The 17,235-nt window shown below is 63.5% G+C and carries 9 protein-coding genes; 8 read left to right on the top strand and 1 reads right to left on the bottom strand.

Annotated features, from left to right (window positions below; genetic code table 11):
* The first annotated feature begins 4 nt into the window (after window positions 1-4).
* Genes IRI77_RS13170 through IRI77_RS13150 form a run of 5 tightly spaced genes read left to right on the top strand, consistent with a single transcriptional unit; the run spans window position 5 to window position 10,356 of the window.
* Window positions 5-883 carry an alpha/beta hydrolase gene (locus tag IRI77_RS13170; RefSeq protein ID WP_194452510.1) on the top strand — a complete coding sequence of 293 codons (879 nt, stop codon included), beginning with the start codon at window positions 5-7 and terminating at the stop codon, window positions 881-883.
* Window positions 884-928: 45 nt separating this feature from the next.
* Window positions 929-4,384 carry a TonB-dependent receptor gene (locus IRI77_RS13165; protein WP_194452509.1) on the top strand — a complete coding sequence of 1,152 codons (3,456 nt, stop codon included), beginning with the start codon at window positions 929-931 and terminating at the stop codon, window positions 4,382-4,384.
* 5 nt (window positions 4,385-4,389) lie between these two features.
* The gene (locus IRI77_RS13160; protein ID WP_194452508.1) at window positions 4,390-5,604 is read left to right on the top strand and encodes an MFS transporter; all 1,215 of its coding nucleotides are present in this window, start codon (window positions 4,390-4,392) and stop codon (window positions 5,602-5,604) included.
* Window positions 5,601-7,046 (top strand): L-fucose/L-arabinose isomerase family protein, encoded by a 1,446-nt coding sequence (locus IRI77_RS13155; protein WP_194452507.1) that lies wholly within the window; start codon window positions 5,601-5,603, stop codon window positions 7,044-7,046. Before IRI77_RS13160 ends, IRI77_RS13155 begins: the two co-directional genes overlap by 4 nt.
* A 43-nt stretch (window positions 7,047-7,089) precedes the next feature.
* Window positions 7,090-10,356 carry a glycosyl hydrolase gene (locus IRI77_RS13150; RefSeq protein ID WP_194452506.1) on the top strand — a complete coding sequence of 1,089 codons (3,267 nt, stop codon included), beginning with the start codon at window positions 7,090-7,092 and terminating at the stop codon, window positions 10,354-10,356.
* Window positions 10,357-10,445: 89 nt separating this feature from the next.
* Here IRI77_RS13150 and IRI77_RS13145 read toward each other — a convergent pair whose 3' ends face one another.
* Window positions 10,446-13,277 (bottom strand): peroxidase family protein, encoded by a 2,832-nt coding sequence (locus IRI77_RS13145; protein ID WP_228486720.1) that lies wholly within the window; start codon window positions 13,275-13,277, stop codon window positions 10,446-10,448.
* Window positions 13,278-13,491: 214 nt separating this feature from the next.
* Between IRI77_RS13145 and IRI77_RS13140 the strand changes: the two genes are divergently transcribed.
* From IRI77_RS13140 to IRI77_RS13130, 3 genes are read left to right on the top strand one after another with little or no spacing between them, the layout of a single operon-like run.
* Window positions 13,492-14,427, top strand: a complete 936-nt coding sequence (locus tag IRI77_RS13140; protein WP_323745380.1) for a glycosyltransferase — start codon at window positions 13,492-13,494, stop codon at window positions 14,425-14,427.
* Complete coding sequence (locus tag IRI77_RS13135) at window positions 14,424-16,022, top strand: glycosyltransferase family 39 protein (protein ID WP_194452504.1); 1,599 nt, start codon at window positions 14,424-14,426, stop codon at window positions 16,020-16,022. The genes IRI77_RS13140 and IRI77_RS13135 overlap by 4 nt, the downstream gene beginning before the upstream one ends.
* Window positions 16,019-17,188: a glycosyltransferase family 4 protein gene (locus tag IRI77_RS13130; protein WP_194452503.1), complete on the top strand. Its 1,170-nt coding sequence runs from the start codon at window positions 16,019-16,021 to the stop codon at window positions 17,186-17,188. Before IRI77_RS13135 ends, IRI77_RS13130 begins: the two co-directional genes overlap by 4 nt.
* The last annotated feature ends 47 nt before the right edge of the window (window positions 17,189-17,235 follow it).

Here is a 17,235-nt window from a genome sequence, read left to right as displayed (position 1 = left end):
ATATTTGAACATCTTCTTGTTGGCGGGGTCAAGCACCCTAGCCATAGCGGGGGCGTCGGATCGCGATTGGGCGTCGCTGGCGGGCCAGCGGTTCACGGCCCAGCGCGATGTGGTGTACCGGCGCGTAGGCGGCCGGGAGCTGAAGTTGGACTTCTACACTCCTTATGACCACAAGCCCGGGCCGACGGTGCTGTACATTCACGGCGGCGGCTGGGAGACGGGCAGCAAGGAACAGTATGTGCTGTGGTACCTGCCGTATCTGCAGTTGGGGCTGCGGGTGGTGGCGGTGCAATACCGGTTATCGGGTGAGGCGGCGGCTCCGGCGGGTGTCGAGGACTGCCGCTGCGCGTTCCGTTGGGTGGTGAAGAACGGCGCGAAGTTCGGCGTGGATCCTGAGCGCGTCGTGGTGAGCGGCGGATCGGCGGGCGGGCACCTGGCGTTACTGACGGCCATGGGTTCGGGTGGGATCGAGTGTCCGGAGAAAGATGGTCCGGAGCCGCGTGCGGCGGCGGTCATCAACTATTACGGCGCCACCGATCTGAACACGCTGCTGGATGGCGGCTTGCCCTCGGTCCGCAAGTGGCTGCGCGACGCAGCGGATATCCACGCGCTGGCGCGGCAGTTGTCGCCGATGACATGGGTGAAACCCGGGTTGCCGCCGATCCTCAGCATCCACGGCGACGCGGATAAGACGATCTCCTATCAACAGTCCGTTGAACTGCACAAGGCCCTGAGTAGTTCCCATGTGTCCAACGAGCTGATTACGGTCCATGGCGGAGCACACGGACGGCACACGTGGACCGACGCCGACACTCTGCGGGTGCAGCGCGCGATTGAGCGCTTTCTGCGCCGGAACAAGTTAACTGGTACGGCGCGCCAATGACAGCCGCGCAAACCGAAACCAACCCTCCCCTGGAAAGGAACTGCAATGTATTCTCGACTCAGACGGCCGGCAGCCGCGCTCCTGCTGCTGGCCGCAAGCGCCCTCCTGTGCATGGCGCAGACGATCACTGGCTCCATCGTCGGCTCGGTAGTCGATCCCAGTGGTTTGTCTGTCGTTGATGCAGACGTATCGGTAGTGCACGTCGCGACCGGCGTGGCCCGCCAACTGAAATCAGACGAACGCGGCGACTTCACGTTTGGCAGCCTGCAGCCTGGACAATATACGCTCACCGTGACGGCGGCCGGCTTCAAGAGCCTGGTGAAGCAGCAGATCATGTTGTCGGCGGCGGAGACGCTGCCGGTGGGCCGGATCGCGCTGGAGGTTGGCGCGATCGCGGACAAAGTGACCGTGACCGCGGAGGGTGTGGCGGTGCAGGTGGCGAGTTCAGAACGTGCGTCGGTCATCGCCAATTCACAGCTGGAAGGGCTGCTGACGAAGAGCCGCAACGCCATGAGCCTGCTCTCGCTGATGCCGGGCGTGGTGGACGGCGGCAGCATCGGCGACACCGAGCGTATGGACCGCAACTTCGACATCTACGTGCAGGGCAACCGGCGCAGTACGAATACGGTGACGATGGACGGCATGGTGACGAATCCGATGGGGAACAACTTCAACTCGTCGGTCACGCTGGGCCAGGATGCCATCGCCGAGGTGAAGGTGCTGTTGACGAACTATCCGGCGGAGTATGGGCGGAGCTCCGGCGCGACGATCAACCTGGTGACGAAGTCTGGCGCGAAGGACTTCCACGGCTTGGGCTCGTACTTCAAGCGGCACGAGCAGTTCAACGCGAACAACTTCTTCAACAATCGTCTGGGCACGCCCAAGCAGCGGTATCGCTACAACACGTGGAACTACAACATCGGCGGCCCGGTGGTGCTGCCTGGGGGCTTCAACAAGAACAAGGACAAGCTGTTCTTCTTCTGGTCGCAGGAGTTCTGGCCGCTGAAGGTGAGCCAGGCGGTACGGCAGTTGACGGTGCCGACGGCGTTGGAGCGGACTGGCGATTTCTCGCAGTCGGTGGATCTGAACAACAAGCTGATCAGCGTCATCGATCCGAACACCAAGGCGCAGTTCCCGGGCAATGTGATCCCGGCCAACCGGCTGGATTCCAGCGGACTGGCGTTGATGAAGGTGTTTCCGATGCCCAACTTCAACGATCGCGGGATCTCGGCCGGCCGGTATAACTATGTGGAGCAGAGCGTGAATGACACGCCGCTGCGCATGGAGAACCTGCGCATGGACTACAACCTCACGCCGAAACATACGCTGGCGTTCACGTTCGCGTCGTTCCTTGACCGGCAGACGGGCGGGTACGGCGTGCTGACGAACACGGGCGCGAACTGGTCGCAGATTGTGAAGACCTACCAGTTGCGCGGACAGGGCTACGTGCTGCGCTATACGGGGATCCTCAGCCCCTCGCTGATCAACGAAATGAGCCTGGGCTTCACGCGGAGGCCGGAAGGCAACAGCGCCACGGACGATGAGGTGAAGCGGAATACGCGCGCGGCGGCCGGGTATACCGCGGCGCAGTTCAGCCCTTCGGCCAATCCCCTGAACTTCATTCCCAACGCAACGTTTGGGGGCGTGACGAACGCGGCATCGCTCTTCATGGAAGGCCGTTTCCCGTTCCAGCAGAACCTGCAGGCGTTCAACCTGACGAATAATCTCACCAAAACGCTGGGTGCGCATACACTGAAGGCCGGCATCATGATTGAGCGGAACTACCAGGGCGCGAATGGCGACGGCAACTTCGCCGGGGCGTTCAGCTTCGCGAACGATACGAACAACCCGTTGAATACGGGGTATGCGTATTCCAACGCCGCGCTGGGTGTGTTCAGCACGTATACAGAGCCGTCGAGCCGCGTGTATCTGCACTTCCGCCAGCATGCGGTGGAGTGGTTCGCCCAGGATTCGTGGCGCGCTACGCGGCGGCTGACGCTGGAACTGGGCGTCCGTTTCCACTACCTGGTGCCTATCTATATGTCGACGGATAAGCTGTCGTCCTTCTCCTCCGAACTGTATGATCCGGCGAAGGCTGTCCAGTTGATCCAGCCCACGCGGGTGAACGGAGTTCGAGCCGGTGTTCATCCCGTAACGGGCGTCACCTATCCGGCCGCGCTGATCGGAGCGATTGCTCCCGGCACCGGCGACGCGGCGGACGGGATGGCGGTTTCGGGACAAGGCGGGTATCCGCGCTCACTGATCGATACCTATGGGCTGCGTGTGGGTCCGCGGCTCGGCTTCGCCTATGACGTCTTTGGCAATGCAAAGACCGCGGTTCGCGGCGGCATCGGCATGTTCTACAATCGGCCCAACATGTCGGACAACTACACTCTGTTCTCATCGCAGTTGCCGATCGTCAGCAATCCAACCGTGTACTATTCGACGATCGGGTCGCTGCTCTCGTCGTCAGGTGCGACGTTCCCGCAGAGCGTGAACGGGTTGGACCGTACCGACAAGCTGCCGAAGGTGATCAACTACAGCTTCAGTGTGCAGCAGGACATTGGCTTCAAGACCGTGGTCGATGTCGGCTACATCGGGTCATTGGGGCGCAATCTGCTCTGGCGCCGCAATCTGAATCCCATCCCGCTCGGCGCCAACTTCCAGGCGGCGAACGCGGATCCTTCGAATCCCTCCACGCCACTCGCCTCGGCGTTCCTGCGGCCATTGAAGGGCTACAACGACGTCCTGCTGAGCGAGCCGGCCGGTTCGTCCAACTACCACTCCCTACAGGTGACGGCGCGCCGCCGCTTCACGCAAAGCGTGCAGTTCGGTCTATCGTGGACGTGGTCGAAGGCGATGGATTACGCCGACTTCGACACCACGGGCGTCAGCGTCCAGGTGCCGGTCCGGGTTTGGAACTACGGCCTGGCGAGCTTCGACCGCACACACATCTTCAAGCTGGATTGGGTCTGGAACCTGCCTAAGGTGCCCGTGCAATCGCGCGTCGCCAGATATGCGCTGCAAGACTGGCAACTCTCGGGCATCACCAGTTTCATCAGCGGATCTCCGCTGGGCATCGGCTACGCCACCACGAACTCGCTGGACATCACGGGCTCGGCCACACAGGGGGCGCGCGTTGTGGTGTTGGGCGACGCGGTGCTGCCCAAGGGCGAGCGGACCTTTGCCCGGAACTTCAAGACGGAGATGTTCGCGCGGCCGGCGGTCGGCACGGTGGGCAACTCGGCCACGACACAGATCCGCGGGCCTGGCGTGAACAACTTCGACATGTCGCTGTTCAAGGACTTCCCCATCCGGGAGTCGATGAAGCTGCAGTTCCGTGCCGAAGCGTACAACCTGTTCAACCACACGCAATTCAGCGGCCTGGACACGACGGCGCGTTTCGACGCTTCCGGCAACCAGGTGAATACCAACTTTGGAGCCTTCACGGCGGCGCGCGGCCCGCGCATCCTGCAGTTCGCCCTGAGGTTCTACTTCTGAAACCCATGACCCCAGCCCGAGCCTGGCTGCTGTGCGGGCTCCTGTTCTGTGCCACGGCGCTTAGCTTCCTGGATCGCCAGGTGCTCAGCGTCCTGGCGCCGAAGCTGATGGCGGATTTCCGCATGTCGAATACGGAGTATTCGCGCGTGGTGTTCGCCTTTGTGCTCAGCTACACGGTGATGTTCTCGCTGGGTGGACGATTGATGGATCGCGTGGGCACGAAGCTGGGGCTCGCCTTGTCGGTGGGCCTCTGGTCGTTGGCCAGCGCGGCCCACTCACTGGCCACTGGAGCCTGGACCTTGGGCGCATCGCGATTCTTGCTCGGGGTCGGCGAGGGAGCCTGCTTCCCCGCCGTCACCAAGGGCGCGGTGGAATGGACCGCACCGGAGCAGCGCGCCCTGGCCGTGGGCTTTGCGAATGGTGGATCCGCGTTTGGGGCCGTCATCGCCCCGCCTCTGACAGCCTGGGCTGCGGGTTCCCTGGGCTGGCGCGGCGCCTTCCTCGGTACCGCGCTGATTGGGCTGCTTTGGCTGGCGGCTTGGCTGTTCGCGTTCCGCGGAGTCGAACTGCCCAGACCCGTGGGACGCTCGGCGGAGAAGGTCAGCTTCGGTTCACTGCTGGCCCGGCCCGAAGTGCGGCGCCTGTTGCTGGCGCGGTTCTTCTTCGACCCTGTTTTCTACTTCTATATGTTCTGGATTCCGCAGTATCTGTCCCGCGAGCGCGGTCTGTCGCTGGACGCAATCGGCTCGCTCACCTGGATCCCGTTCTTCGCACTGGGCATCACCAACATCGCCGCGGGGCGGGTGTCCGACGTCATGGTGACGCGCGGGTGGGCGCCGCGGCGCGCACGCATGACCATGATGCTGATCGCCGCGGTGGTCACACCGGCTTCCTGGCTGGCCTCGTCCGCGCCCACGGCGCCCATCGCCATCGGGTTGATGTCACTGCTGATGATGGCGCACGGCGTGTGGATCGCCAACTTCATTACCTTGATCGGCGACACAGTGGCGCCTCACGAGGTGGGCACCGCTGTCGGGTTGACCGGCACGTGCGGCGGCATCGCCGCCATGCTCTCCAACCTGGTGACTGGTCCCGTCATCGACCACTACTCGTTCGCACCTGTTTTTCTGGTGTCCGCCATTTTGTACCCCATTGCGTGGGTCGTGCTTGCCTCCGGACACCGCCCGCGGCCCCATGCCGCATTAGGAGAAATCGCATGAGAGTCCCTCGCCGCAAGCCGCGCACCGCGCGGGTCGGCCTCTTCGGAGTCGGTTACCATGTCTATTGGAAACAGTTTCCCGGCCTGCTGGATGAGCTGCACAACAAGCTGAATATTCTGGACAGCAAGATCCAGGCCAATCGGGTGGAGGTCGTCAATTTCGGCATAGTGGATAAGGCGCAGGACGCCTACGCACTGGCCGCCCGGCTAAAGGCCGCCGACCTCGACCTGGTGTTCTGCGACATGGTCACCTACGCCACCTCGGCCACGTTCGGCATTATCGTGCGGAGTCTGGACGTGCCCATTGTGCTGGTGGCGCTGCAGCCGCTGGCGGCACTGGATTACGCGAACGCCACCACGTACATGCAACTGGTGAACGACGATTTCTGCTCAGTGCCGGAGTTTACCGGCGTGGCTATCCGCATGGGCAAGCCCGCCCCGGAGGTGATCCTCGGCACGCTGGAGAACGACCCCCAAGCCGATGCCGAGATCGCCGACTGGTGCGATGTTGCCATGGCGCTGAACTCGGCTCGCCGCGCCCGCATCGGCCACTTCGGCCATCCCATCGAGCACATGCTGGACATGCAGACCGACCAGACCGCGCTCACCGCGGCCTTCGGCTGCCACATTGTTCAAACCGAAGCCGACGATCTGCTGCGGTTGTCGCGCGACGTCACAGGGGAAGAGATCGATGAGAAACGGCAGGAGATCCTGGAGCTGTTCGATACGCCGGATCCGGGTTCCGATCCGCTGACACGCCGCCTGTCGGACGAGCACCTGACCACGGCCGCGCGTGTGGCTGTCACCCTGGATAAGTTTGTCGAGCACCACGAACTCGATGGACTCGCCTATTACTACGAGGGTGAGCCCGGCAGCGAACTACGCACGATTGTGACGAACCTGATCGTCGGCAACTCGCTGCTGACGGCTGCCGGCTTCCCGATGTGCGGCGAGTCCGATCTGAAGACGTGCCTGGCCATGCTGCTGATGGACCGCATCGACATCGGCGGCAGCTTCGCCGAGTTCCATCCCATCGACTTCAAGGAAGGCTTTGTCCTGGTGGGCCACGACGGCCCGCACCACATCAACATTGCGGACGGCAAGCCCGTGCTGCGCAGCCTGACCAAGTATCATGGCAAGCCCGGCAATGGCGCCAGCGTGGAGTTCCGCATCAAGGACGGGCCCATCACGATGCTGAGCATCGGGCTTACCGCGCAGGGCCGCTTCAAATTTGTGCTGGCGGAAGGCCAAAGTGTGGACGGTCCCATCCCCGCCACCGGCAATACGAATACGCGCGGGTTCTTTGAGCCCGACGTGCGAACGTTTCTCAAGCGTTGGGTGGCCGCCGGCCCAACGCATCACTTTGCATTGGGCATCGGGCATCGAGCGCAGACCCTGGCGCGCATCGCCACAGCCCTCGGTATTGAACACGTCATTGTGTAGCCGTGTCTCGGCTGGCTGACCGTAGTTCCCGGGAGAACCACGTATGAAATCTCCGTTGTTTGTATTGAGCGCCCTTTCCGCCGCGGCGATGTGGGCGCAGACGCAGCCGGCTCCTTCGCTGGAGCAGGGCTTCCGCAATCCGCCACCCATGGCCCGGCCCGATGTCTACTGGCTCTGGATGAACGGCTTCGTCGATCCCCCCTCCGCCCAGAAAGACCTGCAGGCCATGAAGGACATGGGCTTCGGCGGGCTGCTGCTGTTCGACATGGGCGCGGGCGGAGACAGGAATGCGCGTCCGCCGGCGGGCCCGGCATTCCTGAGCCCGGAGTGGATGGGGCAGATGAAGAAGTCGGTGGACCAGGCTCGCTCCCTCGGCCTGCCCGTCGACATCTCCGTCATCAGTAGCTGGGATCTGGGCGGCCATTGGATTGAGCCGCGCCACGCCAGCATGGGGCTCTATCCGACGGAGACCACAGTGGAGGGCGGCAAAGCCGTCGACGTGTTGCTGCCGTTTCCGATGGCGACCCCGGCCGCGCCCAAGGGCCCCGACGGAAAGCCCGCCTTCTGGAAGGATGTCGCCGTGCTGGCTGTGCGCGACGCGAAACGGAGCCCGGGCCATGAACTGGTGCTGCGGCTGGAGCCGAACCGCATCCACACCCTGAAAGAGGCCGTGCTCGACAACGGTGACGCCAAGGCTCCGGCGGACCTGGCTGCCACCATGACCCCGACGAAGGAATTCAGCCTGGCGGTCTCCACTACGGGCTGGCGCGATGAAGAATTCCACGAAGTTCTGCGCGGGACGCTAGAGCCTGGTCCGGGTCCGAAGAAGTTCGCCCTGCCTGCTGGGACGCGTGCCCAGTACATCCGGTTGCGGTTGCTGAGTGGGCACGACTCGGCCAGGCCGCGATGGACTCTTGGCGAATTCTCGCTGTTCAACGATGAAGGACTGAACGTTGCCGCCGCGCGCGCCGCCAATCGGTACAGCAACGGCGCCCTGGTGCTGCGTGGACCCACGCCGCTGGGCTACGACGGCGCCTGGAATGTCGACAACATCAACGACGCCAGCACCACTGGGCCGGGCGGAGTGTTCGCCTCCGCGGGTCTGCCGCCTTTCCTGTTCAATTCCGCCACTGAGCTGGTGAATGTCACGGCGCAAGTCGACGCCCAGGGGCACTTGAAGTGGACCGCGCCCCCCGGCCACTGGACGATCCTCCGCTTCGTCTGCATGAACACCGGAGAGCGGCTTAAGGTCCCGAGTCCGAACTCCGACGGTTGGGCCACGGATCACCTCAGCGCCGAAGCGACGCGCGCCCACATGGATTACGTCATCGCCCGGTTGCGCGAAACCTTCGGCGACCTCAGCAAGAGCGGCATTGGGAATCTCTATCTGGCGAGCTACGAGGTGCGCGGTCCGGTGTGGTCCCCCACCTTTACCCAGGAATTCCAGCGGCGGCGCGGCTATGCGATGGAGCCCTATCTGCCCGCGGTGTTGGGAGCGCGCGTCGGGACCGAAGACCAGACCGAGCGATTCCTCTTTGACTACCGCAAGACCCTCAGCGAGGTCCTGATCGACGCCTATTACGTGGCCGCGCGCGAGTCCGCCCACAAGGCGGGTCTCACGATCAAATCCGAGGCAGGCGGACCCGGACCGCCCATTCACAACGTGCCGGTTGACGCGCTGGCCGCCAACAATGCGGTGGATGACATCCAGGGCGAGTTCTGGCCCTGGTGGCCCGATGTGAGCGGTTTGTGGGTGGTGAAGGAGACCGCTTCCGCGGGACACCTCTACAACAAGCCCCGCGTTAACCTGGAGTCCTTCACCTCTTTTGAAGAGTGGCGCGAAGGGCCGCAGGACATCAAGTGGAGCGCCGATCGCGTCTTCGTCGAGGGCGGCAATCACTTCGTGTGGCACACGTGGGCTCACAACGCTCCGCAGGCCGGCAAGCCCGGTTGGGCCTATGTCGCCGGTACGCACATCAATCGCAACGTCACATGGTGGCCGAAGGCCCGGCCCTTCGTCGACTATCTCGCCCGCTCGTCGTACCTGCTGCAGCGCGGCGACTTCGTGGCCGACATCCTCTACTACTATGGCGACGGCGGCTATAAGTTCATTCCGCCGCGCCAACTCGATCCGGCGGGCTACGACTACGACGTCACGAACTCCGACGTGATCCTCAACCGGCTCAGCGTAAAGGACGGCCGGTTGACGGTGCCGAACGGACCCAGTTACGCGTTGCTCGTGCTGCCGGATTCCGTCGAGGCGCACCCTGCGGTGCTCGCGAAGATCGAGCAGTTGGTAGCGGCAGGCGCCACCGTGCTGGGGCCGAAGCCAAGCCATGCCGTGGGGCTGGAAGGCTATCCCCAGAGCGACTCGAAGGTCCGTGCGCTGGCTGACCAACTTTGGGGCGCCGGAGCGATTCCGGCCGCCGGAGAGCGCGTCCACGGCAAAGGCCGCGTGATCTGGGGCAAGCCCGTAAAAGATGTTCTCAGCGCCATGAAGATCGCCCCCGACTTCACCGCGCCTTCGACCCTCGACTTCACACATCGCCGCACGGCCGATGCGGATATCTACTTCGTGCGCAACACGACCACCGCACCCGTCAAAGCGGCCGCGAAGTTCCGCGTACCGCAACGCGTGCCGGAACTGTGGGATCCCGTCTCTGCCTCGATCTCGGACGCACCCAGCTACACCGCAGCCTCGCAGTCCGTCGATGTCCCGCTCGCGCTGGACCGCAATGGCTCCACCTTCGTCATATTCCGGAGGCCCGCCAAGGCCGGTGTCACGGCTGTACCTGCACCCGCGCCGCGCGAGTTGATGGGGTTGGGTGGACCCTGGACCGTCGAGTTCGAGAAGGAGCTCGGAGCACCCGCGTCCGTCCAAATGACCAGCCTGGATTCGTGGACAGCCAGCACCGACCCCGGCGTGAAGTTCTTCTCCGGCTCAGCCCGCTACCGCCAGGCCTTTCAGGTGCCTGCGGGCACGGCCGGCAAAGCGGGGAAGGTCCTGCTCGATCTCGGCGATCTCTGGACCATCGGCGAAGCGTGGCTCAACGGCAAATCACTGGGCGTCCTGTGGACGGCGCCTTTCCAGGCCGATTGCACCGCCGCCATGAAGGACGGTGCGAACGAACTGGTAGTCGAGGTGACGAACACCTGGTACAACCGGCTGGTGGGTGATTCGCATTTGCCGGCCGCCCAGCGCATCACGAGTACCAACATTACTACCTCCGGCCAGCGGCCCTGGACGGAGCTCGAGCCGCTACGCTCCGGCTTATTCGGACCCGTGCGGCTGCTGGCGCAGGATCGTTGATCCTGTAGCTCCAGCCCAAAGGGAGTTCCGTGTGGACGGCTTCGGGTTGGTCGCAGAAGCCGTCCACCGCAGGTTGGGAACAGCCGCGTTCACGGCTTGCTAAACGCCGGATCCTGCTCGGCTCCGGGACGCGGCTTCCACTCCAGGGTGTAGTAGGAGCCGCGATCGCGATTCCACGGATCGAACACATTCACGACATTGCTGAGCTCCGGCGCCAATTCCGGCACCGTACGCAGCAGCACACGCTTGAACGGCGAGACGGGTTGTTTGTGCCCATTCGGCTCACCTTTTTCCATGACCTCGCCGCCGGGTCCGTTGTGATTCACCCACTCGACACCCAGCGTCGTATAGAACTCGGGCCGGAAGCTGGAGGTAAAGAAGCGGTCGCTGAAGAGACGCCGCGAGGCGTTCAGGATGAACACGACAAACTGGGTTTCCGAGATGGCGTAGCCATGCGGCCGCGTGTATTCCGCCAGCCAGCCCACCACCGTGTCGACATCCTCGATGTTGTCGACAGTCGTCCCATTCGGCTTGCCCAGGCAGTCGTTGATCGGCGTGCCGTCCTCGTTCTTCTGCGCATCGGTGATCACCTTCGAGGCATCGCACACGTGCTGCCCGTAGACTTCCCGCAGCAGCGCGGTCATTTTGAGCTGCTCGGCTTTCTCCGGCGAATCGGCCGGCAGATGCGCGTCGGCGAAGTCGTCGAAGCTGGTGAGTTGACGCAGGCCGTACTGGCGGCGGAACTCATTGAAGCGCGGAACGCCGTGTTCACGATCGCGGATGAGGTCGAGCGCAGCCAGATCGAGCTTCTTGGTTGGACTGTCCAGGCGGCTCAATGTGATGTTCTGCAGGAATTGCGGATGGTTCTGCAGTGTCAGCAGGCCCAGGCGCTGGCGGCCCAGGCTGAGACCCCAGTTGGCGGCTCCGCGCTCGTCCATCATGGGCGTTGCTTTGGCTTCAAACGTCTCGATAATCGGGATCTTGCTGGCGATCTTGTTGGGATCCTTGTCGAGCTCGCGGTATTCGATCAGGTCCGGCAGCAGCGGGTGCAGCCGGTAGACCGTGACAAACTCCTCGGGGAAATTGAACGGCGAGCCGAAGTGATTCACGCCACCGTTCAGAAACTCCGGCTTCGTCATGTCGTAGCCCCTCACCTTGCTACCCAGTCCGAAGATGCCCGGGCCGCTGGCAAAGACCGAATACCAGGAGGTCGCCTTCTTCACGTCGTCGGACTTGCCGAAGTTCTTCGTGACGATGTCGTTCAGCACCTTGGAGACGTCGCCGCCGCCGCTGCCCAGCAGGCCGTTCCAGTTGGCATTCATCGCGGCATAGAGCGGTTCGTCGTAGAGCAGTTGTGGCGTCCACTCCGTGGTGTGGATCTTGGCGATTTCCGCTGCCACCACCAGCCGGGCGCATTCAAACAGCTCGTCCGGCGTGACGTCCTTGTAGGCGATCTTCTTCTTCGGGTCGGCCGGATTGCGCAGGCCGGAATCGTCATTCGGCTTCTTCGCCGCCAGCTTGCGGAACTCGTCGACGAACGCGTTGTGCTCGCGCGTGAAGACCGTGTGCAGGAAGCTGAGGCCGATGGTCCAGTTGTCGGGGAAGGCCGCCGTCTCCTGGCCGGTCCACTGCGGACTGATGGGATCGTTGGCGTCGAAGACGGGCAGGTAGCCGGGCTTGCCTCTGTTGGTAACCAGCAGGAGCTTGGCGCGGTCGGCCGGATCGCGCTTCACGCGCTTCTGCGAGCGTTCGTCATAGCCGTAGATCTGCGACGCATCCCACCAGGCGGTGTTGTTGTTGGCCATCACCTTGGGCGCGCGCGTCATGTACTCCCGGCTGCCGCTGGTGAACTTCTCCGGAGCCGCGTCGTTGGCGACGAAGCCCTTGTCGACGCGGTCGTCGGGACGGCAGCCCAGGCGTTTGGCGTCCTCCTCGGTCAGCGGTGTCTCCACGCCGTTCACCTTCTGCGATTCGCAGCCGACCTTCATGTATTCCTGTGCGTTGTGGCCCTCGTCCATATGCGAGAACCAGTCGTGGGTCATGAACTGGATCCAATAGGCGGCCAGGACATTGAAGAACGGAGCCTTCTTGTAGTCGCAGTTGGCATCGACGGGCATCCCGGGCATGCCAAAGCCCTCGCGGCAGGCGTCGGGATTGCTCTGGGGGCGAGTGAACAGCTTGCGGCTGATCACCTGCGGATCCGGCTTCAGCAGGCCCAGGCGGTCGCCATGGCGGTTCCTTGCCAGTTGGTCGGAACTCAGGTCAGGGAATGTCGCCTCAAACTCAACATTGCGGGCAAAGAGCTGCCCGGCGGAGCCCATCGCCGGATTCACCACGTCGTTGCAGATCCCGGTGAGCGTCCGCGCCCGGGTCAGGTCGCCTTTGCAGACCTGCTGACCCTCGCCGCCCACGGCCGCAAAGAACGGGCTGGAGGCCGGTAGACGCATGGCGTCCCAACGTTTGAGCGCGGGTCCGCCCACTCCGTCACGACCCAGGACGTACTCCTTGTAGGTGCCACTGTTTTCAAACAGGTTGAACTTGATCAGTTCGATGCGCTGGAACTCCAGGTCCATCAGCGCGCCTCGGACTCCGCGTTTCCCTGGTGCGTCCTTAAAGATGAGACCGGGCAGCCGCGTGGACATGTCGCCCGTACCCCAGTAGTTCGACCAGTCGACCCAGGGCGTGTTGCGGAACTGCAGGGCCTTCTGGCCACCCCGGCAGAGCGCTGTATCTTCCTGGACTTTGCCGAGGAATCGCGCGTCGCGGACGTCGGCGACCTTCCGCAGACCGGAGAGCACCATCTGCGCGCAGGCTTTTAGCGCGTCCTTCTCTTCCTTTGTTTCCTTCTCCGATGCAGCCTGAACAGGCACGCTCATGCTGAGCAGGCCCAGGCAGGTGAAGATGTAAAGCAATCGTTTCATGGATTTGTCTTTCTGTCGCTAGCGATCCAGTATGGAGTAGCTGAGATTATGCTGCCTCAATCTTCTGTTTTCAAGCTGGATTTAGGCCATCCGCATGGGCCGTCGCCACGCAGCCGTCTCGTGAGAAAATGGGGAGCTTCATGCGAACACCACAGGCTCCAGCAGGTCCCGGCGCCGCGCTGCCCGCTCAGGAATCGGAAAGCGATTGCAGGCAGTGATCCGGCTCTCCGTCGTTGTGGCCGTGGTGGGTGACCAGCAGACACTTTCCCGGTGTCTGGAGGCGCTCGTGCCGCAAACCCTGGGTAAGCCGGTCGAGGTCATCCTGCCGTTCGACGACTCGATGCAGGGCATGGACCGGTTTCAGGCCCGCTTTCCCGAGATCCAATTTCTGGATCTGGGCCATGCGTTCACACAATCCAAGCCTGGGACCGTCACGGCGCGGCATGAACTGTTTGACCGCAGGGCTTCGCAGGGGCTGAAGGCTGCCCGGGGCGAAGTCATTGCCTTAGTACAGGATTGGGGGGCTCCGGCCCCAGACTGGTGCGACCAGGTTCTCGAGGCGCACCGGTTGCCGCACGCCGCCATCGGCGGGGCTGTCGAGAACAGGCACCACAACGTCTTCAACTGGGCGGTCTTTCTGCTGGATTTCGGGCGATACCAACTGCCGCTTCCGGAGGGGCCGGCCAACTACCTCACCGACGTCAACACCGGTTATAAACGTGCGGCGCTCGAGGAAGTCCGGCACCTCTGGACCGATCGTTATAACGAGGTGACGGTCAACTGGGAACTCCTGCGCCGGGGGCATACGCTGTGGCAAACCCCGCGCATCCTGGTCTACCAGGACCGCGGCCCCATCGACGTGCAGGCCATGATGTCTGAGCGCTTCGCCTGGGGCCGGATCTTCGGCGCGGCCCGCGCTCACTGGGTATCCTCCTGGATGCGTTGGGTTTACATCCTGGCCGTGCCGCTCATTACGCCTCTGCTCGTACTGCGGCCGGGGATCCGTGCCGTTCGCACCGGCCGAGGATTCTTCACCTGGCTGCGTTGTATGCCGGCGATGCTGCTGTTCGCCACGCCATGGTGCCTGGGCGAAGCCTGGGGACTGCTGACGCGCCAGTCGCATCCCCATGAACACGAGCCACCACAGTGAAACGCGGGGTACTCAGCATCGGGCTGCTCCTGCTGTTGGCAGCGGTTCTGACGCCCGGCTCCGCGCTGGAGGCCCTGTTCGGCCGCGCACCCGGGTCGCTCACCTCCGGCCCTGCTATCTTCAAGATCCTACTCGGTCTTCATGCCGTGCTATTGGTTCTGTGGAGCCTCCGCCGCCCGGTGCTTCTGGCGCAGGCGGAGGAACGGCAGGCCATGCCGTGGCTGCCGCTGGGCATCCTCACCGTGCTGGCGCTGGTGTTGCGCCTGATCCATCTCAACACCTGTTTGTGGATGGACGAGATCTTCGCGGTGATGGACAACATCAGCCCGCCGCTCAACGTCATCCTGACGAGCTTCGCTTCCCAAAACCAACATATGTTGTTTTCAGTCATGGCACGGGTTTGCGTGGTGGTTTTCGGGCTGAACGAGTGGGCCGTCCGGCTGCCGGCTGTCTTCTTCGGCGTGGCGAGCCTTTGGGCTCTGTTCCTGCTGGGCCGACGGGTGACGGGCGACCGCGAGGCGCTGCTGGCAACCGCTTTGTTGACAGTGAGTTACCACCATATCTGGTTCTCACAGAACGCGCGCGGGTACTCCGGGCTACTGTTCTTCACCCTGGCCGGGACGTGGCTGTGGCTGGAAGCGGAACGGCGCGGCAGCCTAAGGCTTTGGCTGTTCTACAGCATCTGCGGAGCACTCGGACTCTGGACCCACCTGACCATGGCTTTCGTCTTGGCGAGCCACGGGATCATCTCCCTGATCCAGTTGATGGTCCGTCGCGGCTGGCGCCAGGTTGGTTGGTGGATCCCCTTTGCTTCCATGTTCTTGGCTGGTACGCTCGCGCTCCAGCTCCACGCCTTGGCGTTGCCTGAGTTCCTGCGGACGGGCTTGGGCGAGGTATCGCTGCCGTCGGAGTGGACAGACCCGCTATGGGTGGTCCGCGAGGCCGTGCGCAGCCTGAAGCTGGGATTTTCCTCGGTAGCCGTGCTGGTTGTCGGCGGCTTGGTCATGGCGTTGGGCTGGTTCGACATCCATCGCCGGAACGCGGCCGCCGCCTGGGCGTTTGTCCTGCCGGGCGTGATCAGCGGCGGACTGATGCTGGCCATGGGCCACAACCTCTGGCCCAGGTTCTTCTTCTTCTGCATGGGCTTTGCGCTGCTCATCGCGATGCACGGCGCCCTGCGGTCAGTCGAACTGCTGCGGCTGCCTTCCAAAGTGGGACTCGGCCTGGCCGGGCTCATCGTCCTCGCGTCGGCGCTGACGGTGCCGCGTGTCTATCGCTATCCAAAACAGGACTTTACCGGAGCCCGGGACTACGTCGAGCAGTTCCACCAGCCGGTGGCGGCGGTCGGTCTGGCGGCGAATGCCTACACCTGGTACGCGCCGCAGTGGCAGCGGCCCTTGACCGACCAGGCGTTCCTCGACCTCTACAAAACGAAGCCAACGGAGTGGCTGGTGTATACCTTGCCGGTCCATCTGAAAGCCTGGGATCCGCAGACTTGGCAGATCGTAAACCAGGACTATCAGGTTGTCCGTGAATTCCCGGGGACATTGGGCGACGGCACGGTGTACGTTTGCCGGCGCGGAGCCCGGCCGTGAAGATCGCGGTGGAGGCGGCGTGCTGGCTGAATGGCCGCGGGTACGGCCGTCATTTGCGGTCGCTGCTGCGGGCGTTGCTCCAGGAAGATCGCTGCAATCAGTACACTCTTTGCTTTGATTACCAACCGGAACCCGGCACCGTTCCGGACGGCTGCGAAGTGCGGGTGGCCGGCGCCAAGGTGCCGGCGGCGATCGCGGCGTCGGCGTCGGGCCGCCGGTCGCTAGGCGACATGTGTCGTTTAAGCCGTTTGCTGTCCGATCCGCAGTTCGACTTGATCCTGTTTCCAACGGTTTACAGCTTTGTGCCGGTGACCGGACGGGCAACCCGGCTGGTGATGATCCACGACGTGATCGCCGAGACGTTCCCGCAACTCACCGTGCCGTCGCCCACTGCCCGCCTATTCTGGAACCTGAAGGTGGCGTGGGCCCGGCGGCAGGCAGATGCGATCGTGACGGTGTCTGAGTACTCCAAACGCGGCATTCTGGACCGGTTCCATGTGCCCGAAGACCGCGTGTTCCTGGCCGGTGAAGCGGGCGATGCGGCGTTCCGGCGGCTGGACATGCCGGAGCTGACGCCACTGCTGGCCAGCCTGGGCTTGTCGAAGGGCCAACGCTTCGTCGTCTATGTCGGCGGCTTCAGCCCGCACAAGAACCTGGACGCGCTGGTACAGGCGTTCGCCCGTGTTCAGGACGAGAATGTCAGGCTGATCCTGGTGGGTGACTATCAACGGGAAGTCTTCCATAGCTACTACTCGACGGTGCGTACTCTCGTTGATTCCAAAGGGCTTGCGAATCGAGTGACGTTCGCCGGCTTCGTTCCGGACGAGGACTTGGCGGTGCTGTTGAACCTGGCGGACGTGCTCGTCCTGCCCTCCCTGATGGAGGGCTTCGGCCTGCCCGCGGTCGAGGCGGCGGCCTGCGGGTGCCCCGTCATCGCTACGACGGCCAGTCCGCTGCCGCAACTCCTGCCCGGAGCGGGCCTATTCGTCGAACCAAACGAAGCCGAACTGACACGGGCGCTGTCAACCGTACTTGGTTCCGCCGAAATGCGCCAACGAATGGGCGCCGCCGGGGTGGAGGCGGCTGGCCGACTGACCTGGGCCGCCGCCGCCCGGCAGATGCTGGCGATCTTCGAAACTGTCCAATCCCGGAAGAACCGGGTCTGATTCGCCGGTCCCAGACTATAATGAGTGTTACTCAAGTCCTGTCTGGC

The organism is Paludibaculum fermentans (assembly GCF_015277775.1).
Taxonomy (GTDB): Bacteria; Acidobacteriota; Terriglobia; order Bryobacterales; family Bryobacteraceae; genus Paludibaculum; species Paludibaculum fermentans.
The sequence above is the reverse complement of the archived record's forward strand: the minus strand, read 5'-3'. Positions and strand labels throughout refer to the sequence as shown.

What these genes read in the sequence shown, in the direction of transcription:
- IRI77_RS13145 (WP_228486720.1), bottom strand. Translation starts at nt 13,277, where the DNA reads ATGAAACGATTGCTTTACATCTTCACCTGCCTGGGCCTGCTCAGCATG.
- IRI77_RS13150 (WP_194452506.1), top strand. Translation starts at nt 7,090, where the DNA reads ATGAAATCTCCGTTGTTTGTATTGAGCGCCCTTTCCGCCGCGGCGATG.
- IRI77_RS13155 (WP_194452507.1), top strand. Translation starts at nt 5,601, where the DNA reads ATGAGAGTCCCTCGCCGCAAGCCGCGCACCGCGCGGGTCGGCCTCTTC.
- IRI77_RS13160 (WP_194452508.1), top strand. Translation starts at nt 4,390, where the DNA reads ATGACCCCAGCCCGAGCCTGGCTGCTGTGCGGGCTCCTGTTCTGTGCC.
- IRI77_RS13165 (WP_194452509.1), top strand. Translation starts at nt 929, where the DNA reads ATGTATTCTCGACTCAGACGGCCGGCAGCCGCGCTCCTGCTGCTGGCC.